This window comes from Streptomyces sp. NBC_00996 (genome assembly GCF_045162675.1).
Classification (GTDB): Bacteria; Actinomycetota; Actinomycetes; order Streptomycetales; family Streptomycetaceae; genus Streptomyces.
Genome location: NZ_CP108723.1, coordinates 5,536,880 through 5,556,609 on the forward strand (window position 1 = coordinate 5,536,880; position 19,730 = coordinate 5,556,609).

Genomic DNA, 19,730 nt, shown 5'->3' on the forward strand with positions numbered 1-19,730 from the left:
CTTGAAGCGTTCTCCCGGAGGCTCAGCCGATGACAGCTGCCTTATGCCCCACGCCACCCGCGTGCACGCTCAACCACCCCGAACGGCGACGACCTCAACAACCCGCCGTACACCACGTCCGTGGACGTGACCGACTGGGGCCCGGGTGATTGCACGGCGAGAGCAGCCAGGTGGCTGGTGTCGAGGGCCACGTCGGTGATCTGCCAGCCGGGCGGGGCGGAGGGCAGCTCCGTCGCGCCCACATAGTCCGAGGACAGGGGCCGGGACAGTCCAGTTCCGATGCCTTTGAGGTACGCCTCTTTGCGGCACCAGACGCGGGCGAAGGCCCCTCGCCGTTCGGACTCCGGCAGCACAGACAACTCGGCGCGCTCGGCCGGGTGCAGGCGTGGGCTGAGCAACGTCACCGTGGCGTCGCTCGCCGGCGCCTCCAGGTCGACGCCCACGGGTGTGGAAGCGATCGCGACAAGCCCCGTGCCACCGCTGTGGCTCAGGGAGAAATGCACGGGATCGCCCGCTACGCCGGGCCGGCCGTGTGCCGCGCCACAGATCGGGCAGACATGCCGGACGAGGGGCACGGCGGTCGACGGCAGGTCCAGTACACGCCCCAGGACGAGCCGCAGCGCGAAGTGTACGGCCACGTACGTGTCCCTGTCGGAGCGCAGGTGAAACTGGGCGGCCCGGGTCTGCTCCTGCTCGCTGAGGACCGAGGGGACAGCGCTTTCCCATGCCCCTGCCAGGTCTTCGGCGTGCACCAGGAACAGAGCCGCAGCCGCTGCCGGCTCGGACGTCCGAACCGGGCGCGGCTCCAGGAAGGACCGGGTCACGTGAGCCACGAGCCGGGCGCCGGATTGCCTATCACCTTGATGGCTCCGGGCTCGTCCTCCAGGATGTGGCTGCTGCCGACGATGGCCAGGTCCCAGACGTCCACCTTGATGTCGAGTGACTCCAGAACACGGGTGAACTCACGCCAGGGGAGCAGTTCACCGCGCTCCGTACCGTCCAGCCAGTCGCAGATCCTGCCCGCCGGAGCCGCCAGGTCGGGGCGTTCCGCGGCGCACGCCTGTGCCAGCTGACGGATGCGCCGGACAGCGCCGTCCCGGTCGAGCGTGACGCTTCCGAAGTCGCCGGAGTGCAGGATACGGTCGATCAGCTCCTCGTCGACCGCCGAGGGGACACCTTCGTACAGGCGACCGAGCAGACGCTGTCGAGGCGCGGGATCCATCAGCAGGTTCAGCTCGCGGATCAGGTCGGCCGGCTCGTCCGCACAGTGGATCATGCTGCACAGCCGGTTCGGGCGCTTGAGGATGCTGCGCAGGCTGTCGGGCGCCTGCTGCGATATGTCCGCCTTGCCCTTGAGCGAGCTGAGGTGCACGGTCGCGGGCACGATGTGGTCGCCGTGGCTGCGCAGCAGCAGTAGCAGGGTGGGGGCCGCCTGAAGCACGATGTCGATGACGGCGAGCCTGTCCAGCGAGGCGAGCGTGTGCTGGTGGCGCCATAGTTCGCGCCCTGTATGCCGGTTGAACCGGAAGAGCTCTGCGCCGACGATCGAGAAGTCGTGCTCAATCAAGAAGTCACGTATGTCCCCGAGCTTGCCCGTGGCCATGCCGTCGGGCTTGACCAACATCAGCGCGGAGCGGTGCAGAACCTCCTGCTGCCGGTCTCCGAAAGCATCCTGTACCTCGCTGTATCCCTCGCGGAAGCAGGTGTCGAGTTGGTAGTGGTACGCCTTGACCGGCATACGGGTGAGTGCGCTCCAGTTCGTGGGGCCCATGGTGTCTTCGCTCTCTCGTTCCTCATGAGTGGGCCGTCCCGGCCCACCATGGTCAGGCGCGCAGGGTCGCTGCCAGCCGTGTGTAGTTGGTGTCCAAATCGGGGGCGAGGCCGAACTCCAGCAGGTCCATGCTCCCGAGCCGCGTGCGCAGGTCGTCCTCGGCCCGGTCCCGGGCGTCGGCGTCGAGCTTGCCCGCCGTGAAGTCGCTCCGGCACAGCTCGATCACCGCGTCGATACCGACTGACCGGATCTCCTGGTGCGCCCGGGTCAGGACGAGCAGCGCCTGCGGGCGTACGGCGGTCAGCAGGCGGCTCTCGAAGGACGGTGGCCACTCCAGGCGACACTTTTCCCGCGCCGGGACCATGGCGGATACCGCGTCTGTGAGTTCTGGCCTGCTCTTGACCAGGGCCGGGTCGAGATAACTGCATCGGGGGTATCCCCAGAACCGGCCCTCGGGATCGTCGATGTGGCGCATCATGGCGTCCTCGCCGATGAGCGTGGCGCCCTGGAAGAGTCCCCAGGCGGTGAACGTGGACTTGCCGACACCGCTGTCGGCGGTGACCAGCGCCGCTCGGGAGTTCAGGGAGAGAGCGCCAGCGTGCAGCCCGTAGTGGCGGTCGGAGCGCAGTGTGAGGACGAGGAAGGCCTTCTCCACCAACCAGCGGCCCCAGACGATCGGGTTGTCCAGGTCCGAGCGGGCGAGCTGCACCCGCACCGCACGGTCGGCGAGGCAGACGACGGCGGTGGAACTGCCCGTGTCGAGGACGATCTCGTCAAGCTTTTCCCAGTGCGGCGGGAAATAGGGCGGAGGCACGGGGGCGTGGCTGTCACCGGTCACCTCGAAGGACAGGTGGACCGTGTCCGTGCCCGGCCACGGCAGGTGTGGATCCACGATCGGCTGGGCGCCGAAGAGGCGCTGTACCACCGGCTGCGCCTCCGCCGGTGCCGTGCAGGCGACTCGGTAACCATAGAACTCGTGGAACGTCCGTTGCATGTGTTGTGTCCCCATTCGCGCTGTCGGCGCCTGTCAGAGTCCGTTGTCGTCGGTCCGGTCGTGTCGTCGCGCGTCGGGGAGTCGGCACGTAGCGCGCCTTCGACGTCGCCGTACTGTTCCTGGCCGAGACGGCGCAGAGGTGCGGGAGTGCTCCAGCCGGAGTCGGGCAGCTTCCCGCACGGTCCGGTTGTCCTGTGCCGCCGGGAGGAGCACCGGCTCGGCGAGGCCCGAGCAGTCGAAGGCGATGCGCGTCACCGGCCGGAGGGCGTCGGCTCCGGCCTCGGTCAGACCGAGGGCGATGCCGTACGTGTCCACTGCGAGGACGCGGAAGCGGCCCTCGGCCCTCTCGGTCGTCCGATGGGAGTCGGGCATGCGTCAGCCATTCCCATCCGTCAGGAGTCGGGCTCGCAGCCGCTCCGCCGTGGCGTCCAACAGGCCGACCCTGTCCTTGAGGTAGCCCTGCACGGAGCCGTACCGGGTCTCCAGATCCGCCAGGACCAGCTCCATGACGACCGCGGGCGCGCGTCCGTACGCCGGCCACTTCAGCTCGCGCCCGGGATGTGCCGCGTGCCAGTCCGCGATCAGGCGCTCGGTGGCCAGCTCGGTCAGCGCGAAGTCGGCGAGTACGTCCTCGCGTGGCACGTCGAGCAGGGTGAGCACGAGCGCACTGATCAGGCCGGTCCGGTCCTTGCCTGAGGTGCAGTGGTGGACGACGGGGTGCGGGGCCTCGGCGATGTGCTCCAGTACACCGCGGATCTCGTCGGCCCCGTCCTCGGTCACTTCGGCGATGCGATCCGCGAGGTAGCGCCAGGGGTCGAGGGCGGGATCGATGGACGCCTGGTCGTAGGGACGGTGTTCGATGCTCAGGTTGACGTAGTGGAACCGCTCCGCCTCCGGCACGCGGCCCTTCGTCTCGATCTCCCACGGGTAGCGCAGGTCGATGACGGTGCCGATGCCGAGCCCGAGGAACTTCTCCCAGTCGGAGCCGCGGAGTTTGCCGAGCGAGTCGGCGCGGTAGAGGGTCCGCCAGGCGACCGTGCGACCGCCGGCCGTGCGATAGCCGCCCAGGTCACGGAAGTTGTGCAGGCGGTCGAACTCAATGTGCCGGTTCATCGGCGCTTCCCTTCGTCGTCGTGTACCGCTTGCGCCGCCGCGGCCAGCTTGCGGTTGCTCCACGCGGGATTTCCGGTCACTTCCTCGCCGAACCAGTCCGGCGGCCGGAAGTTCCTCGCCGCCTCGACGCTGTCGAACTCCACCTCGACCACGCGGAGTCCGGTCAGCGGTCCGTCGTACTCGTCGACCGACGCCACGTGGTCCCCGAGCGGCACCGTCCAGCGGAACTTGGTCAGTGAGTCACGCCGGGCCAGCTCCCAGAACTGCTCGAACGCGGCGGCGTCGATGGGGAACTCGACCTCCTCGCGCACCATCGCCCAGGACGCGCTGTGGAGGCTCTTCGCGGTCAGGACCCGGGCGCTGCCCGCGGCCCGTACCCGGAACTCGACCGACGCCCCCGTCGGGGTCAGATACGCCTGACGCAACCGCACGCCGACCGCGTCGTCGGGGACCTGCCAGTCCTCCGCCACGGTGAACTTTCGCTCGATCTCCATCCTCATCGCAGCGCCACCCTCAGATCGACGTCGGTGGACAGCCGGGCCCGGTCGAGCTTCCCGGAGGGAGCCAGGGGCATCTGCGAGACCACGACGATGCGGTTGGGCACCATGTGGACGGGCAATCGGTCCTGGCACACCGCACGCAGCCGCGCCGTGTGCTCCGCCGTCGCCGCCTGGTCCTCGGCGAGGGTCACGTAGCCGACGAGGAGGGACTCGCCACCGCCCGCCTCCTCGGTCAGGGCCACCGCGTCGAGCACGGACGCCTCCTTGCGCAGGACCGCCTCGACCTCGCCGAGTTCGATACGGAACCCGCGGAGGTTGACCTGGCGGTCGTTGCGGCCGAGGTATTCGTACGTGCCGTCGGGCAGCCGGCGCAGTACGTCACCGGTGCGGTACCAGACGCACGCCGCCGCGTCGCCGTCGAGTGTGAGCTCGCGGAAACGTTCAGCCGTCAGGTCCGGCCGTCCGACGTAGCCGTGGGCGAGGCCGGGGCCGGATACGTACGCCTCACCGGGCTCGCCGTCGGGTACCGCACCGTCGTCCGGTGAGAGCAGCACCATGCGGTGGTGCGGCAGGGGCGTCCCGATCCAGGTGCCGCCTCCGTCGGACGCCACCCGTTGCGCGGTGAGGGCGCCGAACGTGGTGTGCACCGTCGTCTCGGTGATCCCGTACATGTTCACGAGGGTCTCGGCGTCCGGCCGCAGCTCCATCCAGTTGCGCACGGAGACCCGGTCCAGCTGCTCGCCTCCGAAGACGACGTAGCGCAGGGCGAGCGGGACGGGCTTGCGTTCGTACGCCTTGGGCAGGTACTTGAAGAAACTGGGCACCGTGCTGAGCACGGTCACCCGCTCGCGCGCGAGGAACTCCAGGAACGCGGCGGGCCGGGTGGTGGTCTGTGCCGGGACGACCACGACCCGGCCGCCGAACAGGAGGGCACCCCAGATCTCCCACACGGAAAAGTCGAAGTTGTGGCTGAAGTACAGCGACCACGTGTCGTCGGGGCCGAACGAGAACAGCCCCGGGGAGCAGGACCGGAAGAGTTCCAGTACCGCGCTCTCCGCGACGGCGACTCCCTTGGGCACTCCGGTGGAGCCCGACGTGTAGATCACGTAGACCGGCGTGCCGTCCGGTCGTGGGAGGGGGACGGCGGTGGTGATCTCGTCGGCGGAGCCGCGTGTCACGCGGACGACGTTCTCGGGGAGCGGTGAGCCGTCCGGGTGCGCGATGGCCACCCGGATGCGGCTGTTCTCCACCATGAGGGCCAGCCGGTCCGCGGGGTAGGCCGGGTCCAGCGGTACATAGCCGCACCCCTGGCCGAGCACGGCGAGAATCGCCGCGACGACCTCCCAGCCCCGCGTGAGGCTGATGCCCACCAGGTCGCCGGGCCGGACACCCTGCTGCTCCAGGCGTGCCCGGTACGCCAGGGCGCCGTGCTCCAGTTCGCGGTAGCTGACGTCGAGCGAACCGTCGGTGACGGCCACGGCGTCCGGGTGACGCTGTGCCTGGCCCGCGAACACCGCGTACAGCGACGTGGCGTGCTTGAGCTGTTGCATGGGCTTTCGCAATGGGTCCTCAATCGGTCCTCAGTGGGTCCTCAGGGGCGAACAGGAGCTTGTCCGGTCAGTCGGTGGAGAGCACGGGAAGGGCGGCCAGGGCCGAGTGCAGCCGGTCGTAGCTCTCGTCGAGGTCGTCGGAGACCTCGAACTCCCAGACGGGCACCCCCGCCAGAAGCCGCCGCAGATCGTCCACCACCGCCTTGAGGTCCGCCTCGTTCTTCGCGGTGGCGTAGTCCTCGCGGCACCGGTCGAGGGCCTCGGCCGTGGTCAGCTCCCGGAGGCCGCCGTCGCCGCGCACCAGGAACACCAGGCACGTGGGCCGGGCCCGGGAAAGCAGGCGGTCCTCCAGGGCCCGGGGAACAGTGACCCGGCACTTGGTCCCGCCCTCGATCGGCGTGACCGGCGCCCCCCGAAGGACATCACTGCGGGCGATCATCTCCGGCGTGACGTAGAGGGCACGGGGATAGCCCCACACCACGCCGCCCGGTTCGTCCATGTTCCTGGCGAGGATGTCCTCCCCTACGAGACGAGCACCGCGGTGCAGAGCCCAGTAGGTGAACGTCGACTTGCCCACACCGGCGGCCGCCGTCAGCACGGCCACCCGGCCGTCGGCCTCGATCGCTCCGGCGTGCAACGGGTAGCTGCGCGGCGAACGGCAGATGAGGTAGAGGAAGAGGCGTTCCAGGATCCAGCGGCCCCACACCTGGGAGTCGCCCAGGTCGGCCCGGCCCACGGTGACGGTGCCCGAACTCGTGGACGGGTCGAACACGCACCGTGAACCGCCCGTGTCGATCACGATCGGATCCCCCGTCATGACCTCCAGGTTGTGCGGCGGGTTCACCGGCGTCACCACCGGGCCGTCCTGCACCGCGAAGTCCAGCCGCACGGTCCGAACATGCCCGGCAACCGCGCCGTCCCGGTCCACGGCGGGGCCGAAGAAGTCGTCCACGACCCTGCGCGCCGCACGGTCGTACGAGCATTCCACGCGGTAGCCGTAGCACTCGTGCACGGATTCGGCGCGCGCGGCGCCCAGCGTCGGTGCGATGACCCGCGTCGTGGCCGAGATCTCCTCCTCGGCCGGGACGCAGTGCAGCTGCTGGATGTCGGAGGCGTTCTCGCCGATGCTCCCGCACCCGGCGCACGACCGCCGGCCGAAACCGCCGAACCGGTAGGTCACTTCCACGATCCGGTTGCGCTCCGTGGGGCGGAAGTCGGCCGTCAGGTGCACCCCGGCCGCTCGGGCCTGGGCCTTGAGCCAGCGCAGGATGGTGGCACCGATGCCGAAGGAGACCACGCGGCAGGAGGTGGCCAGCAGCTTGATGCGCCAGTGGGTGCTCCGGCGTGCCAGGAGCACCACACCGACGGCGCCGTGGCTGCCGAAGCGGTCCGTCAGGCCGGCGACGAGCACGTCGTGGTCGGGGTCGGCGAGCAGAGTGCGCAGGTCGGCGTCCGAGTAGTGGATGCCGGTCGCATTCATCTGGCTGGTGCGCAGGGTCAGTTCCTCGACCCTGCCCAACTGCTCGGCGCTCGCCTGCTCGATGGTCAGCCGCAGGTCGAGGGAGCGGAGGAACTCGTCACTCGACCCCCTGTGCTCCGCTTCGGCCTGCTCGCGCCGGATGCCCGCCTGGTACATGGCACGCCGGTTGGCCGCGTCCTCCGTGACGTGGTCCGGGCTGAACTCGGGGAGGCCGGTCAGCCGTGCGGCCCGCTCGGCCTCGTACGTCCGCACGTCGGGCAGTTCGAGGGCCACCTCGGCGCGCTCCGCGGGCTGGTCGTCGATGAAGGCGATGGTGGACGGGGCGAACTTGAGCTGCTCCGCGATGGCGCGGACGGAGTCGGACTTCCTGCCCCAGTTGATCCGGGGCAGGACGAAGTACTGGGCGAGCCCGAGTTTCTCCAGCCGCTCCCAGGCGTGGTCGTGATCGTTGCGGCTGGCGATGGACTGCAGGATGCCGCGCGCGTCGAGTTCCTCGATGGTGCGCCGTATCTCCTCCGGCAGCCTGACCTCCTCGTCCTCCAGCAGCGTTCCCTGCCACAGAGTGTTGTCCAGGTCCCACACCAGGCACTTGACCAGGGCCTGCCCGGCTGTGGTGGGATTCTGCGCGGCTGTGCTGTGCGACATGATCAGATCTCCCAGAGCGTGGCCGCCCAGGCGGCAACCGGACTGTTGTTCAGGACGAGAACGTGGTCGCCGCGTCGTAGACCGCCCTCGGCGAGCACCCGCTGAAGGTTGAGTACGACGTCCATGGCCCCCAGGTGGCCGTGCTCGGCGAGATGACGCCGGCAGACCGGGTGGATGGGCAGGCCGAGCAGGGTCTCGTAGAAGTCGAAGGCACCGGCGGTGACGTTCTGCATCAGGGTCGCGGCGATGTCCGCCTTGCCCAGACCCGCGTCGGCGAGCACCTCGTCGACCAGCCGGGACAGCCGCTGTCTGCTGTGCAGAGCCAGCTCGAACCGGTAGCGGTCGGCGGACTGGCACTCCTCGCGCCACTCGTACCAGGGCGCGCGCTTGTAGTCGACGCGGAAGAGGTCGTGGAAGGTGCCGTCGCTCTCCATCCGGTGTGCCCGAAGGACCGGACGCCCCCCGCGCACCATCGTCATGGCGTACGCCCCGTCACCGATCACGGTGACCGGATGGCGCACCCGGTCGGCTCCGGTGGGGCGGCTGGCGTGGGCGATCACCGCGCTGGTGCGTTTGGGGTCGGCCACGATCAGATCGCGGGCCATGGCCCACGCCGCGCTGGAACCTGTGCAGCCCAGTCCGTCCACGGTGAAGGAGAACGCTCCGGCCAGGCCCGCCTCGGACTGCACCTGGCCGACGTCGGAGCCGAGCAGCACGTCCGGTGAGCGCGGGCTGACCAGGATGAGCAGGTCGGGGCTGGCGTCCACCGCTGCGCCGAGTCCGCGGACGGCCTCGGCCGCCAGGCCCGCGGTGGCGCGTCCTTCGAAGACGCTCACGGTGTCGATGCCCGAGCCACGAGCGAAGTCCATCTCGTCGCGGCTGAGCTGCCCCCACTCGGGCAGGTCGCCCACCTTGACGCGTTCGTCCGGCAACAGGCAGTGCACGGCCCCCAGGCCGACCTCGTCGCCGCCCCCGTCGTTCATGGTCATCCCCACACCGTCATCGCTTCGTCAGCCAGCAGGAGCTGGCTGATCTCGTTGCTTCCTTCGATGATTTCCATCAGCTTCGCGTCCCGGTAGGCGCGCGCCACCACGTGCGAGGAGTGCGCCCCCGCGGAGGCCAGCACCTGCACGGCGCTCGCCGCGCCCCGCGCTGCGTGTCCCGCGGCCACGTGCTTGGCCAGCACGGCGGTCGCCATGTGCCGCGGCTGCTTGGTGTCCCACTCCCGGCTGGCGTGTTCGCACGCGAACGTCGCCGTGCGTTCGTCGGCGTGCAGTTCCGCGATGTGCCGTTGGACCAGCTGGTGTCGGGAGAGCGGACTGCCGAAGGTGACGCGCCGGGAGCTGTGCCGTACGACCTCGCGCAGGCAGGCCCGCAGAATGCCCACGCAGCCCCAGGCCACGGAGATCCGGCCGTGCGTCAGCGGCGACGAGACCAGCATCGTGACGGGCATCCCCGCGCCGCCGAGAAGGTGGCCGACGGGCAGCCGGACCCGGCCCAGGCGGACGGTGGCGTGCCCTGCCGCCCGGCAGCCGAGCGGGGAGGGGACGCGCTCGACGGTCACCCCGGGAGCATCGGTCGGCACGACCGCCATGGCGGCACCGTCGCCGTACCGGCCGAAGACCACGAGCAGGGACGCGTAGTGGGCCCCGGTCACCCACGTCTTCACACCGCTGACGACGATCGTGTCCCCGTCACGGACGATCTCGGTGGTCATCGCGGCGAGGTCACTGCCGGCGCCGGGCTCGCTGAACGCGACCCCGGCCGTCTCACCGGAGGTGAGCCGCGGCAGGAACTCCGACTGCTGAGCGGCCGAGCCGAAGCGTGCCACGGTCCAGGCGGCGATGCCCTGCGAGGTCATCACGCTCCGCAGCGAGCTGCACCTCTCCCCGGTGGCGGCGATCAGCCGGCCGTTGTCCTGGCTGCCGAGTCCCAGGCCACCGAACGACTCGGAGACGTCGGCGCAGAGCACGCCCTTGACACCCAGTTCGTGGATGACCTCGCGGGGCAGTTCGGCGCGGTCGTCCCATGCTTCGGCCCGGTCCGCGGCCAGTTCCGTGACCAGCGCGGCCGCCCACTCGACGGACTCACGCACGGGAGGGTTCCGTCCCGCCGTCCGAGCAGAGCCGCTCGATGAGCGCCACCATGGCCCGCACGCTGCGGAAGTTGTCCATGTTCAGCTCGTCACCCACGACGGCGACGCCGTACGCCGTCTCCACGTGCATGACCAGTTCCAGGGAGAAGAGGGAGGTGACGGCACCCGAGGCGAACAGGTCAGTGTCGGACGCCACGGCCACCTTCCCGCGGCTGTGCAGGAAGGCGAGGAGTTCGGCCTCGATCTCGGCGGCCGTCGGCTGGGTGGAAGGCTTGGCAGACACGGTGGTTGGAGCCTCTCGTTTCGGGGTCGGATGGACCGGCGCTGATCGCGTCAGGATTCGTACGCGTAGAAGCCACGGCCTGTCTTGCGGCCGAAGTCGCCCGCGTCGACCTTGCTGAGCAGCAGATCGCACGGGTCGAAGCCCGCGTCGCCGGTGTGGGTGTGCAGCACGCGCAGGCTGTCGACGACGTTGTCCAGGCCGATCAGGTCCGCTGTGGCGAGCGGACCGGTCGTGTGGCCGAGACAGCCCTGGAAGAGCGCGTCCACCTCCTCATGGGTGGCGATCCCCTCCTGGACGATCCGCGCCGATTCGTTGATCATCCGTTGCAGGATCCGGTTGATGACGAAGCCGGGTCCGTCACCCACCACGATCGACTGCCGGTCCAGGGTGGTGAGGAGCCGAAGGGTCCGGTTGAGCGCGTCTTCGGTCGTCCGCGGCCCCCGGATCACCTCGACGGTGCGGATCAGGTACGGCGGATTCATGAAGTGGGCGCCGAGGACGCTCGACGGGCGGACGGTGTGTCCGGCGAGCTCGTCGACCGGGATGCCGGACGTGTTGCTCACCAAGGGGGTGCCGGGCGCCACGAGTTCGGAGACCTCGTGCAGCACCTTGGCCTTGACGTCGGGCAGTTCCACGACGGCCTCGATCACCACCGTCGCGTGGGCCGCCGCCTCCAGTGAGGTGGAGGTCGCCAGGCTCGGGAGATCCGTGGTCCGCGGGAGCTTGCCCAGCAGTTGGCCCTGACGGATGCGCAGCGGTACGGCCCGGGCGGCCTGGTCAAGGATGTCGTCGTCGATGTCGACGAGCACCACGGGGACGCCGTGACCGAGCACGAGGGCGGCGATGCCCACGCCCATGACTCCCGCCCCCAGCACAGCGACGAGGCCCTTGTGCTGTCCTTCCATCACAATTCCCCTACTCGTCTCGGTCGGTGCCGGACATGTCGTCGGCGCCGAGCAGTTCCAGATAGGCCGGCTCCTTGGTGGCGAGATGGCTGAGCGCGGTCCGCAGCAGCTCCCCGGTGGGGGCGGGATCGTGCCCGGCCTCCGCCAGCCAGGGGCGCCATGCCTCGGCCTCCACGGCGGCGTCGCCGCTCTCGTGTCCGGCGAGGTCGTAGAGCGCCATGCTCATCAGCACGTCGTTGTCCCCGGCACGGGCCCGATCGGCCACCGTGGCGAGCCACTCCGCCCGGCTCAGCGGTTTCGTGGGCAGCCCGGCGGCACCGAGCAGCGTGAACAGCCGCTGTGCGCTGACCCCTTCGCGGGCGACCAGGTGAAAGGCCCGGCCGGCCGTCCCGGGGGTGAAGAGCAGGTCGACGACGGCCTGTGACACCAGGTCGACGGGTGCCATCGGCATCGGCCGGTCGTCCAGCGGGTGCGCGCCCACCGCGACCCCGGCGGCCAGCATGCGCCACAGCATGTCCTTGGGGTTGCAGGCGCCGGTGGTGCCGGATCCGAGGAGGAGACCGGGACGGAAGACCCTTACGCGCATCCCCTCGGACTCCGCGCGCGCCAGCAGTCGTTCGCAGACCCACTTGCCGACCCCGTAGCCGCCCTGGGCGGGGTCGAGGGGCTGCTCCCGGCTTTCCGGGATCCGGCCGTCCGCCCCCAGCGCGGGACCGGTCGCCGCCAGGGAGGAGATGAAGCCGAACTCGCGTATCCCGTGCTTCCGCGCCCAGCACATCAGCCCGAGGGTGGGCAGTACGTTGTCGCCGCGCAGCTCGCTGTGGGGCTCGGTGAACACGACTCGGGCGGCGCAGTGCAGCAGGTGCCCGACCCGCCGCGCGAGTTCGCCGTCCCGGTAGCCGGCACAGACGTCCTCGACGTCGCGCAGGTCGCCGACGACCACGCGTACCCGATCCGGATCGGGGGCGGGCAGTGCGTAGGAGGCCGCGGCCTCGCCGAGGCGCCGCAGGCCTTCTTTCTCGCTGTCGGCCCGGACCAGGCAGTACACCCGGCGATCGGTGCGGGACAGCAACTCGTGCAGCAGGAAGGCGCCCAGGAAGCCGGTGGCTCCGGTGAGCAGGACGTCGGTGCCCGTGGCCGTGCGGGGCGAGGCCTCGCCCAGCGACAGGGTGAGGTCGGCGTCGACGAGAGATGCCTGGCCGTCGGCGACCTCGTCCTCGGGGGACGCCGTCCGTTCCGCCGCGCTCGCCGCCCGCACGATCCGGGCGAGCCCGCGTACCGTGGCGCGGCTTCCGCCCGCCCGGTGCAGGTTGACCAGGACCCCCAGGCGAGCGTGCACTTCGAGACCCATGCGGACGGACAGCAGCGAGGTCCCGCCCAGGGTGCCGAACTCGTCGTCGAGTCCGATCGCCGGGGTGCCGAACAACTCCGCCCAGATGTCGAGGAGGGTGTTCTCAACCGCGTCGGTGCCCGTCCGGGGGCGCCCGGCCGCCGGCACAGGGTCCGGGAGAGCGGCGGGGACCGTCGGCCGGAGGTCCACGTGGTCGAGGGCCCAGTACCGGCGCCGCCGGTAGGGATAGGTGGGCAGGGCCAGCCGGCGTCCGCGGCCGTTACGGGCCAGGTACTCCCAGTCGACGTCCGCACCGCCCAGCCACGCGGTGGTCAGCGCCTCGTCCCATGCGTCCGGATCCGGCACCGCCCCGCCGCCGATGTCCAGTACGGGACCGGACCCGTCGGCGTCGGCCGACAGCCGGAGCACGTACGCGTCCGCCGGCGGTTCGCCGGGCACGGCGGCCACGACCTCGGCCCGTCGGCCGAACGCCCGCACCAGGTGGTCCAGGAGCCCTGCGGGAACGGCCGTGCCGGGCCCGGACGTGACCAGGAGCACCCGGCGCGGTTCGACCCGCACGGTGCGCGCGTGCGGTGGCCGCGGCAGCCGGAGGGCGGCGGCGATCCGGTCCGGGGCCGCCGTCACCACGCGCCGTTCGGCGAAGGCACGGCGCCCCACCCGCAAGGTGTGCGCCACATCGCCGACCGGTGCTCCGGCGTCCAGCCGATCGGCGACGGCTCGGCACAGGGTGTCCAACTCGGTGCGGTTGCGTGCGGAGAGCACAAGCCGGACCACGTCGGCCGGCTCGGCCGCGGGACGCGTGGGAGCGGGTGGCGGAGCGAGCACCACGGCGGCGTTGGTGCCGCCGAGGCCCATGGAGTTGACCAGCACGTGCCAGTCGTCCGCCGTGCCGACCGACACCGGCTCGACGGGGATGTAGAAGGGGCTGTCCGCCAGCACACCCGGGTCACGGGGATGTTCGAAGGAGGGGTGCGGAGGCACCGTGCCCGTACGGGCGACCTGCACCGCCTTGATGAATCCGGCGATGCCGGCGGCCCAGCCGGCGTGGCCGATGTTGGCCTTCACCGAGGCCAGGGCGCAGCCGCCGCTGCCCGGCATCGGTGTACCGAGGTCCTCGCCGGCCGCGTGGAACCCCTCGGTGAGTCCCCGGAGTTCGAGGCTGTCTCCCAGCTGGGTGCCGGAGCCGTGGGCCTCGACGTAGCGGACGGTGTGCGGTGCCACGTCGGCCACGGCCAGCGCTGCGGCGACGACGCCCGCGAGTCCCTTGGCACTCGGCGCGGTGAAGCCGGAGCGCAGGGCACCGTCGTTGCCGATCGCGCTGCCCCGGACCACGGCGAGCACGGGGTCGCCGTCGGCCAGCGCATCGGTGAGGCGACGCAGTACGACGGCCCCCACGCCCGCGCCCGCGGCGGTTCCCGTGGAGCGCGCCTCGAACGGGCGGCAGTACCCGTCCTCGGACATCACGCCGCCGGGCGTGTGGGTGTAGCCGACCAGGGGGTCGCTGAGCGCCGCGCCGCCGACCAGAGCGAGGTCGCACTCGCCGGACAGCAGGCTCAGCACGGCTGAGTGCACCCCGGTGAGGGAGGACGAACAGGCCGTCTGCACACCCACGGACGGGCCGCGCAGACCCAGCTTGTACGCCACGCGCGAGGCCATGAAGTCGGCCGTACCGCCAAGGGTGAGGTCCAGGTCGTCGACGGCGGCGGCGAGGCCGCCCTCCCTCAGCTTCGCGGCCTGGAGGGCCACGGTGTACGGGCTCGGGCCGCCACTGGCGAACACAGCGACCACAGGCCCCCCGGATCCGGTCGGCGCGTGACCGGCGGACTCCAGGGCCTCCCAGCACACCTCGAGGAAGAGCCGCTGGCCGGGGTCGATGCTCTCCGCCTCGGCCGGGGAGCAACCGAAGAACTCCGCGGCGAACAGTTCCACGTCCGGCACCGTCGCGGCGACCGGGACGAACGCCGGGTGCTTCAGCTCCGCCTCGGACAGGCCGGTGGCGCGCAGCCGCTCCTCGGACTGCCGGCGCGTCGAGACGACACCTGACCACAGGTTCGCCCAGAAGGCGGCCGGATCGGGGGCGTCGGGGAAGCGGCAGCCGACACCGACCACCGCGATGTCCGTGGCGCGGCTCATGCCTGGTCCTCGGTGACGGCGCGGCCGCGACGGCGGCCGAGCAACTGGGAACGGGCGCGCGCGCCCAGCCCGGCGTCCACCGCGCTGTCGGCTCCGGAACGGCCGGCGACCAGACCGGCCTGAGCGCGGATGGTGGGTTGCTCGAAGAGGTCCTCGATGGCGATCTCCCGGCCGGCGAGTTCTTCCAGGTGCTCTTGGAGGACCATCACGAGAAGCGAATGGCCTCCGGCGTCGAAGAAGTTGACATCCACGTCCTGGATCTCGGTGGCGAGCACCGTGCTCCAGATGTGGCGTACGTCCTCCACCGGCTCCGTCATGGGCGTGTGTCTCCAGTCTCAGGGCCCTTGCCGGGCCGGTCGGTGTGTGCGCTGTCGTGGTCCGGACGCGGTGGGAGGACCGGGTGATCCGGCTGCTCGGCCAGCCGGTCGGCGGCTTGGGCGATGCCGTCCAGCAAGGCGTCGATGGACCGGGGGTCGAACAGGGCCGTCGCATAAGCCAGTTCGACGTCGAAGCAGTCGTCCGTGGCCCGCAGGGTCAGCTCGAGTTCGTATTTGATGCGCAGGCCGGGCGGTGGGACCTGCCGGCCCTTCACCCCGGGGCCCAGGTCAGGCACGGCGGGCGGATCCGTCACTGCCGTCACGAGGACGGGGGTGAGCGGCGGGCGGCTGAGCCCCCGGCCGGGATCGAGCTCGGCGACCAGTGTCTCGAACGGAACGTCCGCGTACTGGTAGCAGGCGAGGCTCTCCTCCTTGACCGCGGCCAGCAGGTCCCGCCATGTGCAGGCGGTCCGCAGGTCCACGCGCAGCGCCAGGGTCTGGATCAGCATGGCCACGGCCTCGGTGGCGGCGGCGCTGTCGCGGCCGACCCAGGGGAAGGCGAAGAGGAAGTCGCGCTGGCCGACGGCCCGGGCGAGGGCGGCGGCCAGCAGGGCGGGAGCGGCCATGGAGACGGTGGCCCGCTCCTCGGCAAGCACCGTGCGCAGCTGGGCGCTCGTCGTGGCGGACAGCCGTCGGTGACGTACGGCGGCCGTGGTGTCCTGCACGGCGGGCCGCTCCCGGTCATGGGGGAGGGAGATGTCGGTGGGCGCCCCGCGCAGGCGCGCCAGCAGGGCTTCGGCCCGCTGCGCCGATCCGGCGCCGGGCGCCGCCGGGCCGTCCACGAGGGTGCTGGGGTGCACCGTCGGCGGCAGTTCGGGCTCCAGGCCTGCCGCCACCGAGCGGTAGGCCTGGGCCAGCTGACGCAGCAGAAGCTGCTGAGCCCATCCGTCGGTGACGATGTGGTGGATCACCAGGGCCAGCACCGTCCGGCTGCCCGCCCGGATGATCTCCGCCCGCACCGGTGCCTCACCGGCGAGGTCGAACGGCGTCCAGCAGAACGCGCGCAGGTACTCCGTGAGCCTTTCGTCGCCGTCGGTCCACGCCGTCACCCGGGCCTCGGCCGCGGCGCCGTCGGTCGTGTAGAAGACCTGCCGACTGTCGCGGTCGAGGGTGAACCGGGAACGCAGCGCCGGGTGGTGTCCGAGAACGTGGTCGACGGCGCGGGCCAGTGCGTGGGCGTCCACCGGGCCGGTGAACTCCACGACGGTGGGCGCCAGATAGGCCGAGCGCTGGCTGGCGATGCGGTCGAGGAACACCATGCGCTGCTGGATCGGCGTCGCGGGGTGGCGGCCCTGTGCCGCCTCCACGGCACCGGCCTTCGCCCCGCCCGCGGCGGCGCGGCGCAGCCGGGCCAGACCGGTCACCGTCGGGCGGCTGAGGAAGGCGCCCAGCGGCACGGAGATGCCGTGCTCCCGCTCGATGGCGGCGAGCATGCGCACGGCCAGCAGCGAGTGGCCCCCGAGGGCGAAGAAGTCGTCGTCGGGCGCGAGAGCGGCCTCGACTCCGCTGGGGAGCCCGCCGGCCCGGTCATCGTCGCGCAGCACGGACAGGAACTGCTCACTCGCCCACTGCTGTGCCGCGTCCAGGTCGGCCCGGTGGCGTGCACCCCTGGGGAGCGGAGCGGTGCGCAGCACCCGCAGTGCCCGGAAGTCGGTCTTGTCGTTCGCGGTCATGGGTAAGGCGTCCACCGGATGGACCGCGTCGGGCAAAACGGCCGTCGGCAGCCAGCGCAGCAGCGGCCGGACCACCTCGTCGTGGGTGGGCGGATGCGCGGTGTCGGCGAGGACGAGATAGGCGACCAGACGTGCCGGGTCACCTTCGGTGGTGACGGCCGCGGACTGGACGGCGTCGTGCCCCTCCTCGAGCAGAGCGGCGACTTCCGCCGGCTCGATCCGGTTACCGAGGATCTTGACCTGGTCGTCGGCGCGGCCGAGGTACTCGATCAAGCCGTCGGGGCGCACCGCCACGCGGTCCCCGGTCCGGTACATCCGGGCTCCCGGCTCGTCGTCCGGCGCGAAGGGATCCGTGAGAAAGGCCCCGGCAGTGAGGTCTGGGCCGCCCACATAGCCCTTGGAGACGCCGGCACCCGCGAGGTAGAGCTCCCCGGGCACACCGAGCGGCAGTTCCTCACCGGCGGGCCCGAGCACATAGGCGCGGGTGTTCCAGACGGGTGCACCGATGGGCGGTGCGTGCGGGTCGGCGGGATCGACGACGGCCGACAGGCTGGTGCACGACACCTCCGTGGGGCCGTAGACGTTGCGGAGCGGAACGTTCCAGCGCTTCGTGCACTCCGTCACGAGAGAGCGGGTGAGCTTCTCGCCGCCGAGGTGGATGAGCCGGAGCGCGGAACCGGCCAGGCTCGTCGACGAGGCGTCCTCGGCGTCCAGCACCGCGCGCAGCATGCCAGGGGTCATGGAGACCACCGACGCGGTGCGCAGCAGCCGCAGCAGGGCCCGGCCGTCCTTGCGTTCCACGTCGTCGGCGTAGACGAGTTCCGCGCCGGAGGCCAGAGCACGGAAGGTTTCGAAGGTGGCGGGGTCGAACGAGGTGCCCACGACGCACAGCAGCCGGTCGGCCGGACCCACTCGCGCGTCCTCGGTCCACCACAGCACCGTGTTGGCGAGGCCGCGGTGTGGTACGGGAACGCCCTTGGGCCGACCGGTGGTGCCCGAGGTGTAGATGACCACGGCCGTGTCGTCGCCGGTCAGCTCGGGGGACCGGCGCGCTCCGGGCGCGGTGTTGCGCAGGGCCGTCAGGTCGACGACCCGGACGCCGGTGCTCACCCGCCGGATCGCCTCGGCCCCGGCCTCGTCGGCGAGTACGACCTGCGCGCTCAGGTCGCCGAGGATGTACTCCAGGCGCTCGAGCGGTGTGTCCAGGTTCAGTGGCACGTAGGCGTTGCCCGATCGCAGCGTGCCGAGCCAGGCCGCAGCCAGAGCGGGGCCGCGTGCGGCGAGGACGGGCACGATCCCGGCTTCCGGGCCCAGGCGCTCGGCAACCGCCCAGGACCAGTCGTCCAGCTGTCGCCGGCTGAGCCGGGCGTCGCCCGCACTCACGGCGATGGCGTCCGGTGCCTCGGCGAGCCGGGCGGAGATCAGGTCGAGGAGGGTCCGGTCGGTCGGCGGGGTGGTGCGGCTCAGGTCGCGACGCTGTCCTGTGAGGACGCCCGGCACCGGGGCGCCCGGCGCGCGGTCGGACAGCGGGAGCGACGCGAGGGCGCCGCCCGGGGCGTCGACGGCCGCGGCCAGCAGCGCGACGAAGTTGTCCCGGAACCGCTCGGCCATGTCGTCCGAGCACAGTTCGAGGTCGTACTCGATGGTGCCGGTCACCCCGTCGGCCCGCTCCTCGACCAGGAAGAGCATGTCGTATCTCACGGTTCCGGTGGGCAGCAGCTCGGGCTGCTGCCAGCGGGCGTTGCCCGTGGACCGCGGGGCCGGCATGTTCTGCACGCCGAAGGCCACCTCCACCAGGCGCCCGCGTCCGGTTCCCCGCTTCGCGGCGGTCAGGGCGGTGACCCGGTCGAAAGGGAGGTCCTGACGGGCCAGCGCGCGGAAGGACTCGGTGCGTGACCGCAGGCACAGCTCCTCGAAGGTCATCCCGGGAGCGGGACGACAGCGCAGCGGGACCGTGTTCACGAAGCAACCGACCACATGTTCCAGGGCAGGCTTGGGCCGGTTCGCCATGACGGTGCCGACGACGAAGTCCGATGCCCCCGACCAGCGGCGCAGCACCTCCTGGAAGGCGGAGAGGAGCACGACGAAGGGCGTGGCCCGCAGACGGGTGGCCAGCAGGCAGGTGGCCCGCCAGACGTCGGCCGGCACGGAGAACGTCAGATGACCGCCGGGGCGCACATCCGCGCCGCGGGGGCCACGACCCGGGAACAGAGGCGAGTCAGTGGCCTCGGTCAGCTCCTCGGCCTGTCTGGCGGACCGTCCCTCCACATCGCGCCGCCCCCAGGACTCGCGCTCCCAAGTGGCGAAGTCCGTGTACCGGCCGGACGGTTCCGGGACGGACACGTCGGTTCCGGCCAGTGCCGCCTCGTAGGCCGCGAGCAGGTCGTCGAACAGGGGGGACAGCGACCACCCGTCGACGGCGATGTGATGCACCGTCAACAGGACCGTGTCGCCCTCCGGCGCACCCTGCCAGACGTCGCAGCGCACCAGTGGTCCGGCCGCCAGATCGAACGGTGCCCGGCCGCACGCCAGGACCTCGTCCCGGTCGGGCCGGACAGCGTTGTGGCGCACGGACACCTCGACCGGGCGCGACGGACCCACGTGCTGCACCGGCCGGTCGCCGCGGAGCCGGTATGTGGTGCGCAGCGCCTCGTGCCGTGTCGTCAGCCACCGCAGCGCCTGACGGAGCGCAGGCACGTCCACCGGCTCGTTCCACCGGATGAGAAGGGGCACGTTGGAGGCCGCGGTACCGCGATGGGCCCGGTCCACGAACCACATGCTCTCCTGCGCCGCCGACAGGGGTACCTCGACCGTGTCCTGCGCGTGCGTGCCCGGCTTGGTGTGATGATGCATCGTTACC

Annotated in this window: 15 protein-coding genes; all 15 read right to left on the bottom strand. The window is 71.3% G+C overall.

The genetic code is table 11. The features are described from left to right. Positions 1–41: 41 nt before the first annotated feature. The gene (locus OG390_RS26090) at positions 42–833 is read right to left on the bottom strand and encodes a 4'-phosphopantetheinyl transferase family protein (protein WP_406171502.1); all 792 of its coding nucleotides are present in this window, start codon (positions 831–833) and stop codon (positions 42–44) included. Beyond that, complete coding sequence (locus OG390_RS26095) at positions 821–1,771, bottom strand: nucleoside-diphosphate kinase (protein WP_406171503.1); 951 nt, start codon at positions 1,769–1,771, stop codon at positions 821–823. Before OG390_RS26095 ends, OG390_RS26090 begins: the two co-directional genes overlap by 13 nt. Positions 1,772–1,823: 52 nt before the next feature. Beyond that, on the bottom strand, positions 1,824–2,765 hold the full coding sequence (locus OG390_RS26100; protein WP_406171505.1) for a hypothetical protein: 942 nt from the start codon (positions 2,763–2,765) through the stop codon (positions 1,824–1,826). Between the two features lie 33 nt (positions 2,766–2,798). Beyond that, positions 2,799–3,137 (bottom strand): hypothetical protein, encoded by a 339-nt coding sequence (locus OG390_RS26105; protein WP_406171507.1) that lies wholly within the window; start codon positions 3,135–3,137, stop codon positions 2,799–2,801. A 3-nt stretch (positions 3,138–3,140) separates the two neighbouring features. Continuing rightward, complete coding sequence (locus OG390_RS26110; RefSeq protein WP_406171509.1) at positions 3,141–3,878, bottom strand: tyrosine-protein phosphatase; 738 nt, start codon at positions 3,876–3,878, stop codon at positions 3,141–3,143. Further along, positions 3,875–4,372 carry a hypothetical protein gene (locus OG390_RS26115; RefSeq protein WP_406171510.1) on the bottom strand — a complete coding sequence of 166 codons (498 nt, stop codon included), beginning with the start codon at positions 4,370–4,372 and terminating at the stop codon, positions 3,875–3,877. The genes OG390_RS26110 and OG390_RS26115 overlap by 4 nt, the downstream gene beginning before the upstream one ends. 2 nt (positions 4,373–4,374) lie before the next feature. Further along, entirely contained in the window at positions 4,375–5,928 is a 1,554-nt protein-coding gene (locus OG390_RS26120; protein ID WP_406171512.1) for an amino acid adenylation domain-containing protein, read from the bottom strand. 67 nt (positions 5,929–5,995) lie between these two features. After that, positions 5,996–8,053, bottom strand: a complete 2,058-nt coding sequence (locus OG390_RS26125) for an HAD-IIIC family phosphatase (RefSeq protein ID WP_406171514.1) — start codon at positions 8,051–8,053, stop codon at positions 5,996–5,998. Between the two features lie 2 nt (positions 8,054–8,055). Next, complete coding sequence (locus OG390_RS26130; RefSeq protein ID WP_406171516.1) at positions 8,056–9,042, bottom strand: 3-oxoacyl-[acyl-carrier-protein] synthase III C-terminal domain-containing protein; 987 nt, start codon at positions 9,040–9,042, stop codon at positions 8,056–8,058. Further along, positions 9,039–10,148, bottom strand: coding sequence for an acyl-CoA dehydrogenase family protein (locus OG390_RS26135; protein ID WP_406171518.1), 1,110 nt, complete (start codon positions 10,146–10,148; stop codon positions 9,039–9,041). Before OG390_RS26135 ends, OG390_RS26130 begins: the two co-directional genes overlap by 4 nt. Continuing rightward, a complete protein-coding gene (locus OG390_RS26140) occupies positions 10,141–10,431 on the bottom strand; it encodes an acyl carrier protein (protein WP_406171520.1) in 291 nt (96 codons plus the stop codon). The genes OG390_RS26135 and OG390_RS26140 overlap by 8 nt, the downstream gene beginning before the upstream one ends. A gap of 50 nt (positions 10,432–10,481) precedes the next feature. Next, entirely contained in the window at positions 10,482–11,336 is an 855-nt protein-coding gene (locus OG390_RS26145) for a 3-hydroxyacyl-CoA dehydrogenase family protein (RefSeq protein WP_406171522.1), read from the bottom strand. A 10-nt stretch (positions 11,337–11,346) separates the two neighbouring features. Continuing rightward, the gene (locus tag OG390_RS26150; protein ID WP_406171524.1) at positions 11,347–14,820 is read right to left on the bottom strand and encodes a thioester reductase domain-containing protein; all 3,474 of its coding nucleotides are present in this window, start codon (positions 14,818–14,820) and stop codon (positions 11,347–11,349) included. Further along, positions 14,817–15,137, bottom strand: coding sequence for an acyl carrier protein (locus OG390_RS26155; protein ID WP_406171525.1), 321 nt, complete (start codon positions 15,135–15,137; stop codon positions 14,817–14,819). The genes OG390_RS26150 and OG390_RS26155 overlap by 4 nt, the downstream gene beginning before the upstream one ends. Then, on the bottom strand, positions 15,134–19,723 hold the full coding sequence (locus OG390_RS26160; protein ID WP_406171527.1) for a non-ribosomal peptide synthetase: 4,590 nt from the start codon (positions 19,721–19,723) through the stop codon (positions 15,134–15,136). The genes OG390_RS26155 and OG390_RS26160 overlap by 4 nt, the downstream gene beginning before the upstream one ends. Positions 19,724–19,730 lie beyond the last annotated feature (7 nt).